At 65.5% G+C, this 17,937-nt stretch carries 15 protein-coding genes and 1 pseudogene; 4 read left to right on the top strand and 12 right to left on the bottom strand.

What is annotated here, in order from left to right:
• The first annotated feature begins 854 nt into the window (after positions 1 to 854).
• Positions 855 to 1,277: a nuclear transport factor 2 family protein gene (locus tag FJQ54_RS14680; RefSeq protein ID WP_140929178.1), complete on the top strand. Its 423-nt coding sequence runs from the start codon at positions 855 to 857 to the stop codon at positions 1,275 to 1,277.
• Here FJQ54_RS14680 and FJQ54_RS14675 read toward each other — a convergent pair.
• Entirely contained in the window at positions 1,274 to 1,702 is a 429-nt protein-coding gene (locus FJQ54_RS14675) for a DUF1801 domain-containing protein (protein ID WP_140929177.1), read from the bottom strand. The two genes, FJQ54_RS14680 and FJQ54_RS14675, sit on opposite strands and share 4 nt — an antisense overlap.
• Between FJQ54_RS14675 and mazG the strand changes: the two genes are divergently transcribed.
• Positions 1,701 to 2,504 carry a nucleoside triphosphate pyrophosphohydrolase gene (gene mazG / locus FJQ54_RS14670; protein ID WP_140929176.1) on the top strand — a complete coding sequence of 268 codons (804 nt, stop codon included), beginning with the start codon at positions 1,701 to 1,703 and terminating at the stop codon, positions 2,502 to 2,504. The two genes, FJQ54_RS14675 and mazG, sit on opposite strands and share 2 nt — an antisense overlap.
• A 4-nt stretch (positions 2,505 to 2,508) precedes the next feature.
• Here the strand turns inward: mazG and hflX are convergent, their stop codons facing one another.
• The 7 genes and pseudogenes from hflX to dusB all read right to left on the bottom strand — a co-directional run bounded on the left by hflX (position 2,509) and on the right by dusB (position 11,680).
• Positions 2,509 to 3,852, bottom strand: coding sequence for a GTPase HflX (hflX, locus tag FJQ54_RS14665; RefSeq protein ID WP_140929175.1), 1,344 nt, complete (start codon positions 3,850 to 3,852; stop codon positions 2,509 to 2,511).
• An 8-nt stretch (positions 3,853 to 3,860) separates the two neighbouring features.
• Positions 3,861 to 4,118 (bottom strand): annotated as a pseudogene (gene hfq, locus FJQ54_RS14660) (RNA chaperone Hfq); the annotation flags it as partial.
• A 173-nt stretch (positions 4,119 to 4,291) separates the two neighbouring features.
• On the bottom strand, positions 4,292 to 5,686 hold the full coding sequence (ntrX, locus tag FJQ54_RS14655; RefSeq protein WP_140929173.1) for a nitrogen assimilation response regulator NtrX: 1,395 nt from the start codon (positions 5,684 to 5,686) through the stop codon (positions 4,292 to 4,294).
• Positions 5,687 to 7,978, bottom strand: a complete 2,292-nt coding sequence (locus FJQ54_RS14650) for a sensor histidine kinase NtrY-like (RefSeq protein WP_140929172.1) — start codon at positions 7,976 to 7,978, stop codon at positions 5,687 to 5,689. It lies immediately after the preceding gene.
• Positions 7,979 to 8,070: 92 nt separating this feature from the next.
• Complete coding sequence (gene ntrC / locus FJQ54_RS14645; protein ID WP_140929171.1) at positions 8,071 to 9,561, bottom strand: nitrogen regulation protein NR(I); 1,491 nt, start codon at positions 9,559 to 9,561, stop codon at positions 8,071 to 8,073.
• Positions 9,558 to 10,667 (bottom strand): two-component system sensor histidine kinase NtrB, encoded by a 1,110-nt coding sequence (locus FJQ54_RS14640; protein ID WP_235890475.1) that lies wholly within the window; start codon positions 10,665 to 10,667, stop codon positions 9,558 to 9,560. Before FJQ54_RS14640 ends, ntrC begins: the two co-directional genes overlap by 4 nt.
• Entirely contained in the window at positions 10,664 to 11,680 is a 1,017-nt protein-coding gene (dusB, locus tag FJQ54_RS14635) for a tRNA dihydrouridine synthase DusB (protein ID WP_140929170.1), read from the bottom strand. The genes FJQ54_RS14640 and dusB overlap by 4 nt, the downstream gene beginning before the upstream one ends.
• Before the next feature lie 77 nt (positions 11,681 to 11,757).
• Between dusB and FJQ54_RS14630 the strand changes: the two genes are divergently transcribed.
• Together FJQ54_RS14630 and FJQ54_RS14625 are read left to right on the top strand one after the other, a co-directional pair.
• Positions 11,758 to 12,924 carry a bifunctional 2-C-methyl-D-erythritol 4-phosphate cytidylyltransferase/2-C-methyl-D-erythritol 2,4-cyclodiphosphate synthase gene (locus FJQ54_RS14630; RefSeq protein ID WP_140929169.1) on the top strand — a complete coding sequence of 389 codons (1,167 nt, stop codon included), beginning with the start codon at positions 11,758 to 11,760 and terminating at the stop codon, positions 12,922 to 12,924.
• Positions 12,921 to 13,415: a CinA family protein gene (locus FJQ54_RS14625; protein ID WP_140929168.1), complete on the top strand. Its 495-nt coding sequence runs from the start codon at positions 12,921 to 12,923 to the stop codon at positions 13,413 to 13,415. The genes FJQ54_RS14630 and FJQ54_RS14625 overlap by 4 nt, the downstream gene beginning before the upstream one ends.
• Here the strand turns inward: FJQ54_RS14625 and FJQ54_RS14620 are convergent.
• From FJQ54_RS14620 to FJQ54_RS14605, 4 genes are read right to left on the bottom strand one after another with little or no spacing between them, the layout of a single operon-like run.
• On the bottom strand, positions 13,376 to 13,843 hold the full coding sequence (locus FJQ54_RS14620; protein ID WP_140929167.1) for a type II toxin-antitoxin system RatA family toxin: 468 nt from the start codon (positions 13,841 to 13,843) through the stop codon (positions 13,376 to 13,378). The two genes, FJQ54_RS14625 and FJQ54_RS14620, sit on opposite strands and share 40 nt — an antisense overlap.
• Entirely contained in the window at positions 13,830 to 14,765 is a 936-nt protein-coding gene (gene lipA / locus FJQ54_RS14615; RefSeq protein WP_140929166.1) for a lipoyl synthase, read from the bottom strand. Before lipA ends, FJQ54_RS14620 begins: the two co-directional genes overlap by 14 nt.
• A 57-nt stretch (positions 14,766 to 14,822) precedes the next feature.
• Positions 14,823 to 17,153 (bottom strand): heavy metal translocating P-type ATPase, encoded by a 2,331-nt coding sequence (locus FJQ54_RS14610; protein WP_140929165.1) that lies wholly within the window; start codon positions 17,151 to 17,153, stop codon positions 14,823 to 14,825.
• 54 nt (positions 17,154 to 17,207) lie between these two features.
• Complete coding sequence (locus FJQ54_RS14605) at positions 17,208 to 17,891, bottom strand: nitroreductase (RefSeq protein WP_140929164.1); 684 nt, start codon at positions 17,889 to 17,891, stop codon at positions 17,208 to 17,210.
• Between the last annotated feature and the right edge of the window lie 46 nt (positions 17,892 to 17,937).

Genomic DNA, 17,937 nt, shown 5'->3' with positions numbered 1-17,937 from the left:
AAGGCGACGGGGCATGGCGGCGGGGGGTTGGCGCGGCGGTTGCGCTGCGCGCCTCGGGCGGGGCAGGTCCGGGGCCAGCACCACACCAGACGGCGCGAGAGGGGGGCACAGCCGGACGCACGCTTGAGGCAAGCGAAGCGCAGCCGTGGTGGCCGGAGAGAGGGGGGAAAGACCCCGAGGCCATCCCGCCAGCGGAGCGACCGAAGGGCGCGAACGCCGGGGCGCAGCGAAGCGCGCCCCGCCCCCGGCCCGTCGACCGAAGGGCGCGGGCCGTTCGACGCAGACCGAAGGGCTGCGGCGCTCTTGAGACAGCGCGCGGCCGCAGGCCGCACCACATCAACTGAAAGGGGAAAAGGACCACCGGCTTACAGGCTGGCATAGAGGCGCTTGGGGCACCCCAACCATCGGCACATGCGGCGGGCCTGACGCAGCGGTCCTGTCACGAAACAGCAGCGCTGCGAGTCGGCTACCACGACCGTTGCCTATCGACAATAGGCAGGTGCCTATGCAAAGATCGTGCCACCCACCAAGGCCCCTCCCCTCGCTTTTTCGACCCGACGGGAGGAGGGGCCAATATCCCCAGCTTCTCCCCAACATATCCACAGGATATGCACAGGTTATCCACAGGCTAAGTCCCTGACCTTTCGAAGTAATTACGAAAGTTGTGGATAAGTCCTAAGGCGGAAGCACAACTACAGCCTGTTTAATATGTGCATCAGGACGCCTGCGGCGGCATGATGCACATGAGGCACCACCCTCTTGCAGGAGTATAGATTATCGGATTCTCAGCAGAAGCTGACTGACCCTCCTCTTTGCCAGTCCCCTGCGCGCTCGGGATCGTTTATCGTCGCCGCATGGCAGACACATCCAAGACCCGCGCCGCGCTCGATCGCTGGCACGACTATATTCTGAAGTCCCACGACAAGCAGATGCTGTGGGACATGCTCCACCCCGATGTGGTGTTCGAAAGCCCGGTGGTGCACACGCCCCAGCGTGGGCGGGACATCACCTTCAAATATCTCGCCAGTGCCGACAAGGTGCTCGGCGGCGAAGGCTTTCGCTACCTCGGCGAATGGCTGAGCGCGGATGGTGCAATCCTGGAATTCACCAACACGCTGGACGGCATCGAGGTGAACGGCGTGGACATGATCCGCTTCGACGATGACGGAAAAATTATCAATTTCAAGGTGATGGTTCGCCCCTTGAAGGCTGTTAACCATGTGCATCAGCTGATGAAGGCCCAGCTGGAAGCGATGATGTCGGCAAAGGCAGGCTAACTCGCCTCCACCGGCCAGCGCCGGGCCAGCGCGCCCAGCCCGGCCGTGATAATTTCGCCGAGAACCTCCTCGTCTGCATCTGACAAACGCTTCAGATACAAGCAGGATTTCCCGACCTTGTGCTTGCCCAGCCGGGCCAGCGCCTCTGTCAAATCCTCATCCTGTGGCAGGACATACAGCACCAGCTCTGCCTTTCGCGGTGAGAATCCGGTTGCGCAGGTCACCCCGGAATGCCCGCTGTCATAGCGGTAGCTGTAACGGCCATAGCCGATGATCGAAGGCCCCCACATTCGCGGCGTCCAGCCCGTCACGCGCCGGAACAGCGCATCCAGTGCCCTCCCCTCCGCGCGCCGTTCCGGCGGCGCGACCGAATCCAGATAGGTTTCGACGGAAATTTCCGTTGGCTTCGTCTTCGCTTCTGGCATGACTGCGCCTCCCCCGTTGCAGCAGGATGCCACAACCGTGAACGACAAGGAACAGGCGCTTGCAGCCATCGGCCGACTGGCCGACATCATGGACAGGCTGCGCGATCCCGGCGGTTGCGAATGGGATCGCGCCCAGACCTTCGCGACGATTGCGCCCTATACCCTTGAAGAAGCGTATGAAGTGTCCGACGCAATCGCCCGAAACGACATGCCGGACCTGTGCGAGGAACTGGGCGATCTGCTGCTGCAAGTGGTGTTCCACGCCCGCATGGCCGCCGAGGCCGGGCATTTCACGCTGACGGACGTAGCCAATGCGATCTGCGCCAAGATGGAACGGCGGCACCCGCATATTTTCGGCGCAGACGCCGGGCCGGCCAGCGCCGACGAGGTGCGGGCCACATGGGAGGATATCAAGGCCGCGGAAAAGCCCCGCGACTCCGTGCTCGACGGGGTGGCGCTGGCCCTCCCTGCCCTCACGCGCGCGGAAAAGCTGGCCAACCGCGCGGCGCGCAAGGGGTTCGACTGGCCGGACGCCTCAGGCCCGCTCGCAAAAATCCACGAGGAGCTGGCGGAAGTGGCCGCCGCCACGACCGACGCCGAGCGGACGGAGGAAGCCGGAGATCTGTTGTTCGCCACAGCCAACTATGCCCGCAAGCTGGGCGTGGACCCGGAGCAGGCGCTTCGCGGGGCGAACGATAAGTTCGAACAGCGTTTCAGGAAAATCGAAAAAGTGTCTGGTTTTGAAGATATGTCACTCGATCAGCAGGAGCATCTCTGGCAATCCGCCAAGCGCCTTCCCTGATCGCTTACAGTGCCCGGAACCGGCGCTCTTTCTCGGCATCCAGCCGCACCTGAAGATGGATGGCCCCGCCATCGTCGCGCTGGCTGATCACTTCGCCATTGGCGTGCAGCCAGGCGAGCCGCTTGCCGTCTGACGGGTGCAGGCGAATCTCGTGAATCTCGCCCGGCGATTGCAGCCGTTCCGCCAGCAGGGCTTTCAGCTCCTCGATCCCCTCCCCTGTCAGCGCGGAGACGAGAATCACGTCCGGGTCGCGGGAGGTGCGCTCAATCGCGGCCTCATGGGTGTCGGCGTCCAGCTTGTCGGCCTTGTTCAGCGCCTCGATCATCGGCACCCGTCCGGCACCCTCCAGCACGCCCAAAGAGCCGAGGATCGCCTTCACATCGGCCGCCTGCGCCTCCGTATCGGGGTGCGACAGGTCACGCACATGCACCAGCAGGTCCGCTTCGATCACTTCCTCCAGCGTCGCGCGGAAGGCCGCGACCAGTTCGGTCGGCAGGTCGGAGATAAAACCGACGGTGTCGGACAGGATCACCTTGGTGCCCTGCGGCCCCGCACCGGGCAGGTGAATGGCGCGCATCGTCGGGTCCAGCGTGGCGAACAGCAGATTCTCCGCCATCACGTCCGCGCCCGTCAATCGATTGAAAAGCGTGGATTTCCCCGCGTTCGTATAGCCCACCAGCGCGATCACCGGGTTGGGCGCGCGCTGCCTGCGGGAGCGGTGCAGCGTGCGCGTGCGGCGAACCGATTCCAGTTCCTTCTTCAGCCGGGCGATCCTGTCCCGCAGCAGCCGCCTGTCGGTTTCGATCTGGGTTTCGCCGGGGCCGCCCAGGAATCCGAAGCCACCGCGCTGCCGTTCAAGGTGGGTCCAGCTGCGCACGAGCCGCCCGGCCTGATACTCCAGATGCGCCAGTTCCACCTGCAACCGCCCTTCGGCGGTGGCAGCGCGTTCGCCGAAAATCTCCAGAATCAGGCCCGTGCGGTCGATCACTTTCGCCTTCAGCGCGGTTTCCAGATTCTTCTGCTGGATCGGCGTGATCGCGGCATCCATGATCACCACTTCGGCGTCATGCGCCTGCACATCGGCGGCGACGCGCTCCAGCTGGCCCTTCCCCAGCAGCGTCGCCGGGGACATCGTGCGCAGGCGCACCAGCTCGCGGCCGCGAACATCCAGACGGATGGCGGCTGCAAGCCCTTCGATTTCGTCCAGCTTGGCTTCCGGGGATCGGCTTTCCGCCGATGGCCGTCCGGGCAGCACCGGATGCACCACGATCGCCGGGGCCCCGAAACTGGTCCCCAGCGCCTGATCAAAGCCGCGCCGGTCGATCTCCGGCGCGCCGGTCGTTTCCATCAATCCTCGTCGTCCGCCTTTTCGGCTTCAAACAACTGCACCGGAGCGGCCGGCATCACGGTGGAAATCGCATGCTTGTACACAAGTTGCGAATGCCCGTCGCGCCGAAGCAGGACCGAGAAGTTGTCGAACCAGGTAATGACCCCCTGCAGCTTCACGCCGTTCACAAGGAACATGGTCACCGGGATCTTCTGCTTGCGAACCGCGTTCAGGAACACATCCTGCAGGTTGTTCGCCTTGTCGTTCGCCTTCGCCTTCTCGGCCATCGCTGTTTTGCCTTCTTGCAGTCTTGGCGGGCAGTGGCACCCGCACCCGCTCCGTTGCCCGGGGTCGGCCGGCGCGCGTCAGCACGCCTGCGGGTTATGTATGCCGCCTTGCCGCGCCGCACAACCCGGCGCTTCAGTGAAACTTGCAAAGAATGTGCCGGGTTCGCCGCTGCTTAGCTGCCTTCCGGTTCCTCCCTGTCCGTTTCCGCGATACCCAGCGCCTTCAGCTTGCGGTGCAAGGCCGAACGTTCCATGCCAATGAAGGCAGCAGTGCGACTGATATTGCCGGAAAAACGCCGAATTTGCACCTTCAGATACTCGCGCTCGAACGCCTCGCGGGCCTCACGCAATGGTGTGCCCATGATGGATCGCGCTGCCTGATCCGGCAGCAGCCTTGCGGGCTCGGCCGTTAGCTCCGGCGGAAGATGTTCAAGATCAATATCTTCCGTGCTGTTTGCGGGGGCCAGAATCAACGTCCGCTCCACGATGTTGCGAAGCTGGCGCACATTCCCCGGCCAGCCGAAGGCCTGCAACGCCGCCAGCGCATCGGCGGTGAAGCTGGGCGTCTTCACCCGCCGCTCCGCCGCGAGCCGCGCGAGGAAATATTCCGCCAGCAAGGGAATATCTTCCCGCCGTTCAGACAAGGCGGGTAACCGGACGGGCACCACGTTCAGCCGATAATAGAGATCCTCGCGGAACCGCCCGGCGGTGATTTCGGCGGACAAATCCCGCGCGGTGGCGGACACCACCCGCACATCCACCTTGACCGCCCGAGTTCCACCCACCCGCTGAAAGCTCTGATCCGTCAGAACACGCAGGATTTTTGCCTGTGTCGTCAATGGCATGTCAGAGACTTCGTCGATGAACAAGGTGCCGCCATCGGCCACTTCCAGCAGCCCCGGGCGCAGCAGTTCGCCGCCATGCTCCTCGCCGAACAGCTCCTCCTCAACCCGGTCCGGCTCCATCCGGGCTGCCGCGACCACCACGAAGGGGCGATCCGCCCGGTTGGACCAGCGGTGCAGCAGCCGCGCCGCGACTTCCTTGCCCGATCCCGCCGGCCCCTGAATCAGCACCCGGCTGCCGGTTGCACCGACGCGCTTGATGGTGGCCCGCACCGCGTTGATATGCTGGCTGGAGCCGGTCAGTTCATTTTCGAGGCCCGCGAGGCTGCGCAGTTCATCCACTTCTCGCCGAAGTCGTTCCGTTTCAGTCGCGCGCGCAACAGAGAGAAGCAACTGGTCCGCCTGAAAGGGTTTTTCAATGAAATCCCACGCTCCGCGCTTGATCGCTGCGACTGCCGTATCAAGATTGCCGTGGCCCGATATAATCAGCACCGGCAGGCCCGGATCCTTGGCTTTCACCGCATCCAGCAGTTCCAGCCCGTCCATGCGGGAGCCTTGCAGCCAGATGTCCAGAATCAGCAGCGCCGGGCGGCGTTCCGCCAGCGCAGCCAGCGTCGCATCACTGTCCGCGGCGGTGCGGGGGCGGTAGCCCTCATCTTCGAGCACGCCTGCGATCAGGCTGCGGATATCGGCTTCGTCGTCGACGACGAGAATGTCGAGCGGCATCTAGCTTGTCACCTGTTCCGGGTCTGGGGTTGAAGAATCTGGGGTCGGGGTAAGGGCGTGATTGGTCGAAAGATCGAATTCCATGCGGGCCAGCGCGCCGCCTTCGGGCCGGTTGGAAAGGTCGAGCCGACCATGATGATCCTCGATGATGCGCTTCACGATGGCGAGGCCGAGGCCCGTGCCGCGCGGTCGCGTCGTCACATAAGGCTCGAACAGGCGGGAGCGCAGTTCCGGCGGCACGCCGCAGCCATCGTCGGCCACGTCCACGGTCAGCATATCGCCCCGGCGCGTGAGCGTGATGGCAATCGATCCGTTTTCGCTTTCACCTTTGGAAGCAATCGCTTCTGCAGCATTTTTGATTAGATTGGTAAAGGCCTGCCCCAACTGCCGCCGGTCGCACACGAACAGCGGCAGATCCGGGTCCGCATGGAAACTGAAGCGCACATGCGGGGTTGCCACCTCGGCCAGGAACATGGACTGGCGGGCGATTTCCGCCAGATTCTCCGGCCGGAACGTCGGCGAGGGCATGCGCGCGAAGGCAGAAAACTCGTCCACCATCCGCCTCAGGTCGCCCACCTGCCGGATAATGGTGTCGGTCAGTTCGTCGAAGGTGTCGCGGCCATCGCCCACATTCGGCCCGAAGCGCCGCTTCAGCCGTTCGGCCGAGAGGATGATCGGTGTCAACGGGTTCTTGATCTCGTGCGCGATCCGGCGCGCCACGTCTGACCATGCCGCACGCCGCTGATCGGCGACTTGCTGGGAGATATCGTCGAAGGTCAGGATATAGTTGCTGCGCCCCTGCCCGGCATCCGCCGTCAGCCTCACCGCCAGCGTCTGCGTTTCCGCAGCTGACCGGCCATGCGGGCGCTGGCGGCTGATTTCGGCAGAGGCGATCCCCTCGGCCCGCGCGGTATCCAGCAATTCGGCGAATTCCGGCACGGCATCGGCCAGCGGCCGCCCCGCCAGACCCTGCGGCCCGCAATCCAGCAGCGATTCCGCCCGCGCATTGGCAAGCCGGATCACGCCCAGGGAATCGATGGAGAGAATCCCCGCCGACACGCCCGACAGCACCGCCTCCATAAACCGCCGCCGCTGTTCGGACTGGCTGTTGGCGCTGATCAGCGCCTGCTGCTGCGCTTTCAGTTGCGCCGTCATCCGGTTGAAACTGCGAGCTAATTCTCCGATCTCGTCGCCGGTGCCCTGCGGGTTCACTCGCGCGTCCAGATCACCCTCCCCCACCCGCTCGGCGGCTTCGGCCAGTTCGCCGATGGGGGCGACGATGCGCTGCGCAAGCAGGATGGCGAACCACACCGCCGCCGCCACCACCAGCAAAGACACCACCAGCAGGATCAGGTTAAACCGCCATTGCAGCGCGCGCGAGCGATCCGTCAGCGCCTTGTAATCCGTCAGCGCCGTCTGGGTGCGCGCCACCTGCTCCAGCACACGCGGCTCCACCTTGCGGCTGGTGTAAACGAACAGTGGTTGCGGCGTGTTGAGGCGAACGATGGCCTCCACCCTGTCCCGCGCGGAGGCCACGACGAGTGCGTCCCCCGGGCGGATCGCATCCAGGTTGATCGCCGCCGTGCGAACAGAAAGTGGCGGCGAATCAAGACTTTCAGAGGCCACGATCTGCGGGCCAGACGCGCCCGGCCGGAACACCGCCGCTTCGGACAGGCCCCGTGCCGCGACCTGAAAGGCCAACCCCTCACGGAAAGCCTGCGTGCCGATGCCGAAATCGACCGTGTAGTTGGAAAGATCGCCGCCCATCGCCACGATATCGGCGAGAATCCGGCTCTTATTCTCCTCCACATAGGCTTGCGCGACGCGATCGGCGTTGTCGAGCACGGTCTTGGCGCGATCCGAGAACCAGAATTGCACCCCGAACTGGAACAGCAGCGACGCGAACACCACCACAAGGATCGTGGGTGCCGCCGCCAGCGCCGCGAACAGCGCCACCAGCCGCACATGCAGTTGCGCGCCGGCACGCCCGGCGCGGCGATTGGCGATCAGGATGGCCACACGCCGCCCGATCAGCAGCAAAAGTGCCAGCAATGGCAGAAGGTTGGCCAGCAACAACAAGGTGACGAGCTGCGGGGAAAAGCCCTCCGCAGGCGCACGCTGCCCCGTCAAGAAGGCATAGGAGGCCAGCCCCAGCACCACCGCCACGGCAGCGAAGACGATTTCCAGAACGGGAAACTGATCAGGATTGGCAGCCCAGCGCCCAAACCGCCGACGTGCGAGACGGAACCGCACTGCGGCACGCTGGCTGAGGGATCCGCCGGCTGAAGCCATTTGTGGCTGTTAGCAGAGCATCGTGGCGCAAGGAACACAGTTTTTCGCCACAGTGCGACGAATGGGCGACTCTATCCGTCGCAAACGCAGGGTCAGCCGTTGCGGCCTCGACCAGTATGCGGCTCCACGCCGCGGCCCGTCTGCGGTTCCACGCCGCGATCCGTCAGCATCTTGCGCAGGGTGTTGCGGTTCACGCCCAGCAGTTTGGCGGCCTTCAACTGGTTGCCGCGGGTCAGCAGCAGCGCGGTTTCCAGCAGCGGGCGCTCGAATTCGGCCAGCAGTCGATCATACAGCCCGTCCTCCGGCGGGCGCGCGCCATCCGCCACGTTGCGCTGAAGCCATTGCGCCACCAGCGCTTCCAGCGATCCGCCTGCCGCCACCGCCTGATCCGGCGCGGGCGCACGCTCGGCGGGCAAATCCGCGCGCGCGATCCACAGTTCGGCGACGGCGGCGCTGATCTGTTCGTCCCGCGCGAGCGCTGCCAGCCTGCGCATGGCGTTTTCCAGTTCCCGCACATTGCCCGGCCAGCTTTGCTCCATCAGCCAGGCGACGGCAGAGGCATCCAATGTCTTGCGCGGAAGCCCTTCGGCGGTCGCTCGATCCAGAAAATGCCGGGCCAGTTCGGGAATATCCTCGCGGCGGCCACGCAGAGGCGGCAGGCGGATCGGCACCACGTTCAGCCGGTAATAGAGATCCTCACGGAACATGCCCGCGTCGATCAGCCGTCGCAGATCCTTGTGGGTGGCCGCAACGATCCGCACATCGGCTTTCAGCGCCCGCGCGCCGCCCACCGTCATGAACTCGCCGGATTGCAGCACGCGCAGCAGCCGCGTCTGCGCGTCCATCGGCATGTCCCCGATCTCATCGAGGAACAAAGTCCCCCCCTGCGCCTGCTCAAAGCGGCCGGTGGAACGCGCCGCCGCCCCGGTGAAGGCCCCGCGCTCATGCCCGAACAGCTCGGTTTCGATCAGCTCGCGCGGGATCGCCGCCATGTTGATGGCCACGAACGGCCCCGTGCGGCGCGGCCCCAGATCGTGCAGCGCGCGCGCCACCAGTTCCTTGCCGGTGCCGCTTTCGCCCAGCACCATCACCGTCAGGTCTGTCGGGATCACACGGGCGAGCGTGCGATACACCTCCTGCATCGCCGCCGAGCGGCCGATCATCGGCAACGCTTCGCCATCATCTGCGTGGCTCTGCGAGCGATTGCTGGCACCCTTGCTTTCGAAAGCACTCTGAACTGTCCGTGTCAGTTCATTGAGATCGAACGGTTTTGGCAGATAGTCAAACGCCCCCTGCTCCGTCGCCCGCACGGCAGTGGAAAGGGTGTTCTGCGCGCTCATCACGATCACCGGCAGATCGGGCCGCCGCGCCGTCACCAGCGGGATCATGTCCAGCCCATTGGCATCCGGCAGCAGCACATCGGTGACGAGAACGTCGCCCACGCCCTCCTCGATCAGCTTCCACATGCCGGTCGCATTGTCGGTGGTGCGCACCAGATGCCCCGCGCGTTGCAGTGCCTGCCGCACCACGGTGCGAATTCCGGCGTCGTCATCGACGACGATGATGGTGGCGGGCGTGCTCATTTATCCTCCGGCGCCAGCGGCAGCAGTACCCGGAACACGGTACGGCCCTCCCGCCGATCATATTCGACGATGCCACCATGATCGCCCACCACCTTGGCGACCAGCGCCAGCCCAAGGCCGGTGCCGCCGCGCTTTTCGCTGACGAACGGCTCGAACAGATGGTCCGCGATATGGGGCGGCGCACCCTCCCCTTCGTCGATCACGCACACCTCCAGCGGCAGGGAAATGCGCGCGCCGGTGCCATGCGCCCGCACACGAAAGCCCTGCCGAAAGGCGGTGGTGAGGGTGACGGTGCCGCCCGGCGCAGACGCCTCCACCGCGTTCTTCACCAGATTGAGGAAGGCCTGCACCAGCGCATCGCGGTTCCCCAACACCGGCGGCAGGGATGGGTCATAGCGCTCGCGGAACTGCACATGGTGCCCGAACCCGGCTTCGGCGAGCATCCGCACATGCCCCAGCACGGCGTGGATATTCTCCTCCGCCAGCGCGGGCGGGCGGGTATCGGTGAAGCCCTCCATCCGGTCGATCAGGGCGCGCACCCGGTCCACCTCGGAAATGATCAGGCCTGTCAGTTCCTGCCCGTCCTGATCCAGCGATTCGCCCAGCAGTTGCGCCGCGCCGCGAATGCCGGAGAGCGGATTTTTGATTTCATGCGCCAGCATCGCCGCCACACCCGTGGCCGAGCGCGCCGCCCCCTGCTGGCCCTTTTGCCGATCCACCAGAGACGTCACCGCGCGCGGCTGAAAGCTGAGCGCCAGCCAGCCATCGCGATCCGGCAGACGGCCCACCAGCACATCCGCCCGCACCCGGCGGCCGCCGATGAATTCTATGGACAAATCATAAGCGGCGATATCGGTGCTGATCTCCCGCGCTTCGGCTACAAGTGCTCGAACGGGGCTGTCGTCCGGGAACAGATGTGCCCAGCCTTTGCCGATCAGCTGCGCCTGAGAGACGTTGAAGAAAGTTTCCGCCGCCGAATTGGCGATCGCTACACCATCATCCGGCCCCAGCAGCAGGATCGGCGCGGGCAGCGCGTTCCAGATATCGGTGGGATGCGGCAACAGCGCGGCGCGCGGCCGCACAGCCGCCGCGGACGCCTTTTTCACGCAGCGAGACCGAGCGGCTGCCCGGCGCGATCCAACTGCGCCGCGTAGAAATCGCGCAGCATCGGAAGCACCTGATCCGCATCCGCGATCATATTGACCTTGTTGCGGAATTCGGCCGAGGATGGCAGACCCTTGGTGTACCAGCCCAGATGCTTGCGGGCGATGCCCACGCCATGCTCACGGCCATATAGCTCCAGCATCGCCTCATAATGGCCCAGCACCAGATCGCGCTGTTCAGACAGCGTGGGCGCGTCCGGCACGGCTTCGCCATCCAGCGCCGCCATCACCTGCGCCAGCAGCCACGGCTTGCCATAGGCCCCGCGCCCCACCATCACCCCGTCCGCCCCGGATTGGCGCAGCGCCTCCAGCGCGTCCTCCGGCGAGTTGATATCGCCGTTCACGATCACCGGCAGCGAAACCGCCTGCTTCACCTTCGCCACAAAGGCCCAGTCCGCCGTTCCGGAATAAAGCTGGTTACGCGTGCGGCCGTGCACGGTGATCAGCTTCACGCCCAGATCTTCGGCGATGCGGGCCAGTTCCGGCGCGTTCAGGCTTTCGTGGCACCAACCCATCCGCATTTTCAGCGTGACGGGGACGGAAACCGCTTTCACCGTAGATTCAATCAATTGCGCGGCCAAGGGAAGATCGCGCATCAAGTGAGAACCGGCATGGCCGTTCACGATCTTCTTCACCGGGCAGCCCATATTGATGTCGATGATGGCCGCCCCGCGCTGCTCGTTCAGCTTGGCGGCTTCGGCCATCACGCGCGGTTCGCACCCGGCCAACTGCATGGAAACCGGCTCTTCGCTGGGGTCCCATGCCGCTTTCTGCAAGGATTGGCGGGTTTCCCGCACCATCGCTTCAGAGGCGATCATCTCCGTCACCGTCAGCCCCGCGCCATAGCGCTTCACGAGCGTGCGGAACGGCCGATCGGTCACGCCCGTCATGGGCGCGAGGACAACCGGGCTGTCGATCCGCACGGGGCCGATCTGGAGAGGGGCGAGCTTCGTCATGGTCTGCCTAAAAATGAGGCACGCACATAGGCGAACCACCCCTTTTCGGCAAGAGCGGGAGCGCCTATGGCGGCGCGATGAGTTCGAATGCCTCACCCGGTGCCGCCGCTGCCCTGATCGTGGCGGCCGGGCGCAGCCAGCGCGCCGGCGGCGATGTGCCGAAACAATATCGCACGCTGGGCGGCAAGCCCATCCTGCGCTGGTCTGCCGAAGCCTTCGCGCGCCATGCCGCCATCGGCCCGATCCATGTGGTGGTGGCCGAGGGCGAGGAAGCGCGCGCCGAAGCGCTGCTGGCGGGCCTTCCTGTGACGGTGGGGCGCGGCGGTGCGACCCGGCAGCAGTCCGTGCGGCTGGGGCTGGAGCAGTTGGCGGCGAGCAACCCGGCGCGGGTGCTGATCCATGATGCCGCTCGGCCGATGCTGGCGGCCGACCTGATCGACCGTGTGCTGGGCGGTCTCAACGAAGCGCCGGGAAGCTGCCCTGCTCTGCCCGTGGTGGACAGCCTGCGGCGCGGCGGCGACAGCATCGAAGGCGAAGTCCCGCGCGAGGGGCTGTGGCGGGTGCAGACCCCGCAAGGCTTTGATTTCCTGCTGATCCGCGCCGCGCATGCGTCGGCGGCGGAAGGGGCCACAGACGATGCCGAGGTGCTGCGCGCGGCGGGCCATCAGGTTCGGCTGGTGCCCGGCGACGAGAAAGCGATGAAGGTGACCTTGCCACAGGATTTCGAAACGGCCGAGCGGCTGCTGGACTGGGTGACGCTGAGCGGCTCCGGCTATGACGTGCACAAATTCGGCCCCGGAGACCATGTGTGGCTGTGCGGCGTGCCGGTGCCGCATTCGCACGGGCTGATCGGCCATAGCGATGCCGATGTGGGGCTGCACGCGCTGACGGACGCTGTTTTGGGGGCGCTGGGCGACGGCGATATCGGCACGCATTTCCCGCCGTCCGACCCGCAGTGGAAGGGCGCGAGTTCCGACCGCTTTCTGGCCCATGCCGCCAGCCTTGTGGCGGCGGCAGGCGGCCGCATCCTGCATGTGGATGTGACGCTGATCTGCGAAGCGCCCAAAGTGGGGCCGCACCGGCCCGCCATGCTGGCGCGGCTGGCGGACATCCTGCACGATCACGCCCCGCGCCTCAGCGTAAAGGCCACCACCACCGAGGGGCTGGGCTTCACCGGACGGCGCGAGGGGCTGGCGGCGCAGGCAATGGCGACGATCCGACTGCCCGGCTGGAGCAAAATATGAGTATCGACCCCGAACTGGTTGCCCTTGCACAGAAAGTTGTGGAGGAAAACCGCGCAGCAGGCCGCCGCGTCGCAACCGCCGAAAGCTGCACGGGCGGGCTGGTGGCCGCCGCGCTGACAGAGATTCCGGGCGCGTCGGACGTGGTGGACCGCGCCTATGTCACCTATTCCAACGAGGCCAAGACGGAGATGCTGGGCGTTTCCGACGACATCCTGACCACTCTGGGCGCGGTTTCAGAGGCGACGGCATGGGCGATGGCGCAGGGCGCGCTGGCGAAAAGCCATGCCGATGTCGCGGTCGCCATTTCCGGTATCGCCGGGCCGGGCGGCGGCACCGAGAAGAAGCCGGTCGGCACGGTCGTGTTCGCCCGCGCCATCAAGGATCAGAAGGCGGGGCCGGTGGTGGCCGACACGCATCATTTCGGCGATCTGGGGCGGACGGAGATCCGCCGTCAGGCGGCGCTGGTGGCGCTGAGGCTGCTGCTGCCGTAGAGCTTGGCCGCCCGCGCTTCGAAGCTGCTCACCATATGTTTGAAGGCTTCGTGGAAGAAAGCGCCTGCAAGTTTTTCGAATATCTTCGATTTGAATTCGAAATCGACGCTGAATTCCAGCCGCGTCGCGCCATCGGGCGCGGGATGAAAAAACCAGTCATTGTGCAGATGCTTTAGCGGGCCTGAGACATAATCCACATCGATATGCCCCGGCTGCCCGCGGTTCAGCTTCACCCGGCTGGTGAAGGTTTCCCTGAGACTCTTGAAGCCGACGGACATGTCCCACACCGTCAATTCGTCCGCCTTCTGGCGCGGCCGCACGGCCGCCACCCATGGCAGGAATTCGGGGTAGCGCTGCACATCCGCCACCAGCTCGAACATCTGCTCAGGCGACCATGGCAGCAGCCTCGTTTCGCTATGCCGTGGCAAGCGCGCCTTCCTTCGGCGCATGCTTGGCGCGCCGCGCGGCCTGCAGTTTCGCGAAATCGTCACCTGCATGATAGCTGGAACGCGTGAGCGGGCTGGAGGCGACCAGCAGGAAGCCCTTGGCGCGGCCAATCGCGGCATAGCTGGCGAAGGCCTTCGGCTCCACGAACTCCACCACCTTCGCGTGGCGCGGGGTGGGTTGCAGATATTGGCCGATGGTCAGGAAATCGATGTCGGCGGTGCGCATGTCGTCCATCACCTGATGCAGTTCCATGCGTTCCTCGCCCAGCCCAACCATCAGGCCGGACTTGGTGAAGATCGTCGGGTCCAGCCGCTTTACCTGCTCCAGCAGTCGCAGCGAGTGATAGTAACGCGCGCCGGGGCGGATCGTGGGGTAAAGCCTTGGAACCGTTTCCAGATTATGGTTGTACACATCCGGCCGGGCATCGACGATGCGGGCCACCGCCTCGTTCGCCTTGTTGCGGAAATCCGGGGTCAGGATCTCGATCGTGGTGTTCGGCGCGCGCTTGCGCAGCTCTGTGATCACCCGCACGAATTGCGTTGCGCCGCCGTCCGCCAGATCGTCCCGGTCCACCGAGGTGATGACGATGTGCGACAGGCCCATTTCGCCTGCGGCTTCCGCCACATGCACCGGCTCCAGCGGGTCCACCTTGTTGGGCATCCCCGTTTTCACGTTGCAGAAAGCGCAGGCACGCGTGCAGGTATCGCCCAGAATCATCACTGTCGCATGCTTCTGCTGCCAGCATTCGCCCAGATTGGGGCAGGCGGCTTCCTCGCACACGGTGTTCAGCTTCAGCCGGCGCATCAGCTGCCGCGTTTCGGCAATGGCGGCGGAGGTGGGCGCGCGCACGCGCAGCCAATCCGGCTTGCGCACGCGGGGCGTTGCTGCGGGCTGTTCGCTCATGTCATCGCACATAGGCTGTCACGCGCCGTGCGGCAACGCGTGCCCGTGCATGGCTGCCTAAAGCGGCGTTTTGCGCAGGCGCAGCGCATTGCCCACTACGCTGACAGAGGACAGCGCCATAGCGGCTGCCGCCGCCACCGGCGACAGCAGGATGCCGAACTGCGGATAGAGCAGCCCCGCGGCAATCGGCACGCCCGCCGCGTTATACAGGAAGGCGAACAGCAGATTCTGCCGGATGTTGGACATGGTGGCGCGCGACAGCCGCCGCGCCCGGACGATCCCCGTCAGATCACCCTTCAACAGCGTGATCCCGGCGCTTTCGATGGCGACATCAGTGCCGGTGCCCATGGCGATGCCGACATCGGCCGCCGCCAGCGCCGGGGCGTCGTTCACCCCGTCTCCGGCCATCGCCACCACCCGGCCTTGCGCCTTCAACCGGGCGATCACGGCGCTTTTGCCGTCCGGCAGCACTTCGGCCTCCACCTCGTCAATGCCCAGCTTCGCCGCGACGGCCTGCGCTGTGGTGCGGTTGTCGCCCGTCAGCATGACGATGCGTACGCCCTCTGCACGCAGCGCCTTCAGCGCTTCGGGCGTGCTGGCCTTCACCGGATCGGCGATGGCGAACACAGCGGCAGCCTTGCCGTCGACGGCCATATAGATCGCCGTCGCGCCATCCTTGCGCAGCGCCTCCGCCGCCTCGGCCAGCGCGGAGGTGTCGATGCCCTCCCCTGCCAGAAACGACGCATTGCCCAGCCGGATTACATGGCCCTCCACCGTGCCCGTCACGCCCCGCCCGATGGGCGAATCGAAATCGCTGACAGTCGGCAGCGCCAGTCCGCGCGCGTTCGCGGTCTGCACAATCGCCAGCGCAAGCGGGTGTTCAGAGGCGGCCTCCACCGCGGCGGCAAGGCGCAGCAGCTCCGCTTCGTCGAAACCGGGCGCGGGCCTCAGCGCCACCAGCGCCGGGCGGCCTTCCGTCAGCGTGCCGGTCTTGTCGACGACCAGCGTATCCACCTTCTCCATCCGTTCCAGCGCTTCAGCGTTGCGCACCAGCACGCCCAGCTGCGCCCCGCGCCCCACGCCGACCATGATCGACATCGGAGTGGCCAGACCCAGCGCACAGGGGCAGGCGATGATCAGGACCGCCACCGCCGCCACCAGCCCATGGGCAAAGCGCGGTTCCGGCCCCCAGATTCCCCATGCCGCGAACGCCAGCAGCGCGATCAGGATCACCAGCGGCACGAACCAACCCGCCACTTGGTCCGCCAGCCGCTGAATCGGCGCGCGCGATCGCTGCGCGTCCGCCACCATCTGCACGATGCGCGAGAGCATGGTGTCCGCCCCCACGCCCTCCGCGCGGATCAGCAGCGCGCCCGTCTGGTTCAGCGTGCCCGCAATCACTTTTTCGCCGACGGCGCGGCTGACCGGCATGGATTCGCCCGTGATCAGCGATTCGTCCAGCGTGGAGCGGCCTTCCTCCACCACGCCGTCCACCGGCACCTTCTCTCCCGGCCGCACCCTCAGCCTGTCACCTGCGAGCAACTCGCCCAGCGGCACGTCGGCTTCGCTGCCGTCAGCTGCGATGCGGCGCGCGGTTTTCGGCGCGAGATCCAGCAGCGCCCGGATCGCGCCGCTGGTCTGGTCCCGCGCGCGCAACTCCAGCACCTGCCCCAGCAGCACCAGAACGGTGATCACCGCCGCCGCTTCGAAATAGACGGCGACGCTGCCATCCGCTGCCCGGAATGTCTCCGGGAAAAGGCCGGGCAGGAACAGCGCGACCACGCTGTAGCTCCATGCCACGCCGGTGCCCATGGCGATCAGCGTGAACATGTTGAGATTGCGCGTTTTCACCGATTGCCAGCCGCGCTGGAAGAAGGGCCAGCCCGCCCACAGAACCACCGGAGTCGCCAGCAGGAACTGCACCCAGCCAGAGATGCGCGGCGGCAGCAGATGGTGCAGCGCCGGAATCAGATGCCCGCCCATTTCCAGCAGGAAAACCGGCAACGCCAGCGCCAGTGCGATGCGGAAGCGGCGCGTCATGTCCGCCAGTTCGGGGTTCGGACCGCTGTCGGCCGAGATCAGCAATGGTTCCAGCGCCATGCCGCAGATGGGGCAGCTTCCGGCATGATCCTGCCGGATTTCCGGGTGCATCGGGCAGGTCCAGATGGCACCTGGGGGCGCATCCTGCGCCAGCGGCGTCCTCGCCAGATACTTGCTCGGATCGGCAATGAACTTTGTTCGGCAACCCGCTCCGCAAAAATGATAATCCTGCCCCTCATACCGAGCATGGTGCGGCGTTTTAGCCGGGTCCACGGTCATGCCGCAGACAGGGTCTTTCACGGTCGCGTCGGCGTCCGGGTCGGGGTGGTGATGCTGCGCGTGCGTCATGGCTGAAGCAGAGATAGGCCCTGCTTCAACCCCCGGCAATTGCGCCGGATTGTCCTAAATGCCGTGGAAGGTCGCGAACGCGTCCAGCGGGGCGCGCTTTGCCTTGAACTTGTTGGCCGGGTCCGCCTCGTCCGCATAGCCGATGGACATGCCGCAGAACAGCATCCGCCCGTCCGGCAGGTTCAGGAACTGGCTGATCGTTTCCGGGTAGATCGCCCAGCATTCCTGCGCGCAGCTATCCAGCCCCTCTTCGCGCAGCAGCAGCATCAGCGTTTGCAGATACATGCCAAGGTCAGACCATTGCGGCGGCCCCATGGTGCGCTGAACCGAGCAGAACAGCGCCAGCGGCGCGCCGAAGAACTGGTAGTTGCGGGCGAACCACATCAGCCGCGCCAGCTTGTCTTCGCGCGGGATACCGAGGCTGGCATACATATCCTCGCCCAATTCAAAGCGGTAATCGCGATAGGGCGCAGGCAACTCCTTGGGGTAGATATCATAATCCGTCGGCTCGCCCTTGGGCGCTTCCGCCACCCGCGCGGCCATGATGGTCTTCAGCTCGTCCAGCTTCGGCCCGGCTACCACATCGATATGCCATGGCTGCACATTGCCGCCCGACGGCGCGCGCGCCGCTTTTTCCACCACGCGGCGGATCGCATCAGCCTCCACAGGCGTGGACAGGAAGCCACGCACAGAGCGGCGGCTGGCCACGGCTTCGGATACGCTTGTTGCAGCTGTCATCTCGGCATCCCCATGGTTGTTTGCTCGCTCTGGATTGCCTAAGGGT

The sequence above is a fragment of the Sandaracinobacter neustonicus genome (assembly GCF_006385875.1).
GTDB lineage: Bacteria > Pseudomonadota > Alphaproteobacteria > Sphingomonadales > Sphingomonadaceae > Sandaracinobacteroides > Sandaracinobacteroides neustonicus.
The sequence above is the reverse complement of the archived record's forward strand: the minus strand, read 5'-3'. Positions and strand labels throughout refer to the sequence as shown.

What these genes read in the sequence shown, in the direction of transcription:
- FJQ54_RS14630 (WP_140929169.1), top strand. Translation starts at nt 11,758, where the DNA reads ATGAGTTCGAATGCCTCACCCGGTGCCGCCGCTGCCCTGATCGTGGCG.
- FJQ54_RS14605 (WP_140929164.1), bottom strand. Translation starts at nt 17,891, where the DNA reads ATGACAGCTGCAACAAGCGTATCCGAAGCCGTGGCCAGCCGCCGCTCT.
- hflX (WP_140929175.1), bottom strand. Translation starts at nt 3,852, where the DNA reads ATGGAAACGACCGGCGCGCCGGAGATCGACCGGCGCGGCTTTGATCAG.
- lipA (WP_140929166.1), bottom strand. Translation starts at nt 14,765, where the DNA reads ATGAGCGAACAGCCCGCAGCAACGCCCCGCGTGCGCAAGCCGGATTGG.
- ntrX (WP_140929173.1), bottom strand. Translation starts at nt 5,686, where the DNA reads ATGCCGCTCGACATTCTCGTCGTCGACGACGAAGCCGATATCCGCAGC.
- FJQ54_RS14610 (WP_140929165.1), bottom strand. Translation starts at nt 17,153, where the DNA reads ATGACGCACGCGCAGCATCACCACCCCGACCCGGACGCCGACGCGACC.
- FJQ54_RS14680 (WP_140929178.1), top strand. Translation starts at nt 855, where the DNA reads ATGGCAGACACATCCAAGACCCGCGCCGCGCTCGATCGCTGGCACGAC.
- FJQ54_RS14650 (WP_140929172.1), bottom strand. Translation starts at nt 7,978, where the DNA reads ATGGCTTCAGCCGGCGGATCCCTCAGCCAGCGTGCCGCAGTGCGGTTC.
- dusB (WP_140929170.1), bottom strand. Translation starts at nt 11,680, where the DNA reads ATGACGAAGCTCGCCCCTCTCCAGATCGGCCCCGTGCGGATCGACAGC.
- FJQ54_RS14625 (WP_140929168.1), top strand. Translation starts at nt 12,921, where the DNA reads ATGAGTATCGACCCCGAACTGGTTGCCCTTGCACAGAAAGTTGTGGAG.
- mazG (WP_140929176.1), top strand. Translation starts at nt 1,701, where the DNA reads ATGACTGCGCCTCCCCCGTTGCAGCAGGATGCCACAACCGTGAACGAC.
- FJQ54_RS14675 (WP_140929177.1), bottom strand. Translation starts at nt 1,702, where the DNA reads ATGCCAGAAGCGAAGACGAAGCCAACGGAAATTTCCGTCGAAACCTAT.
- ntrC (WP_140929171.1), bottom strand. Translation starts at nt 9,561, where the DNA reads ATGAGCACGCCCGCCACCATCATCGTCGTCGATGACGACGCCGGAATT.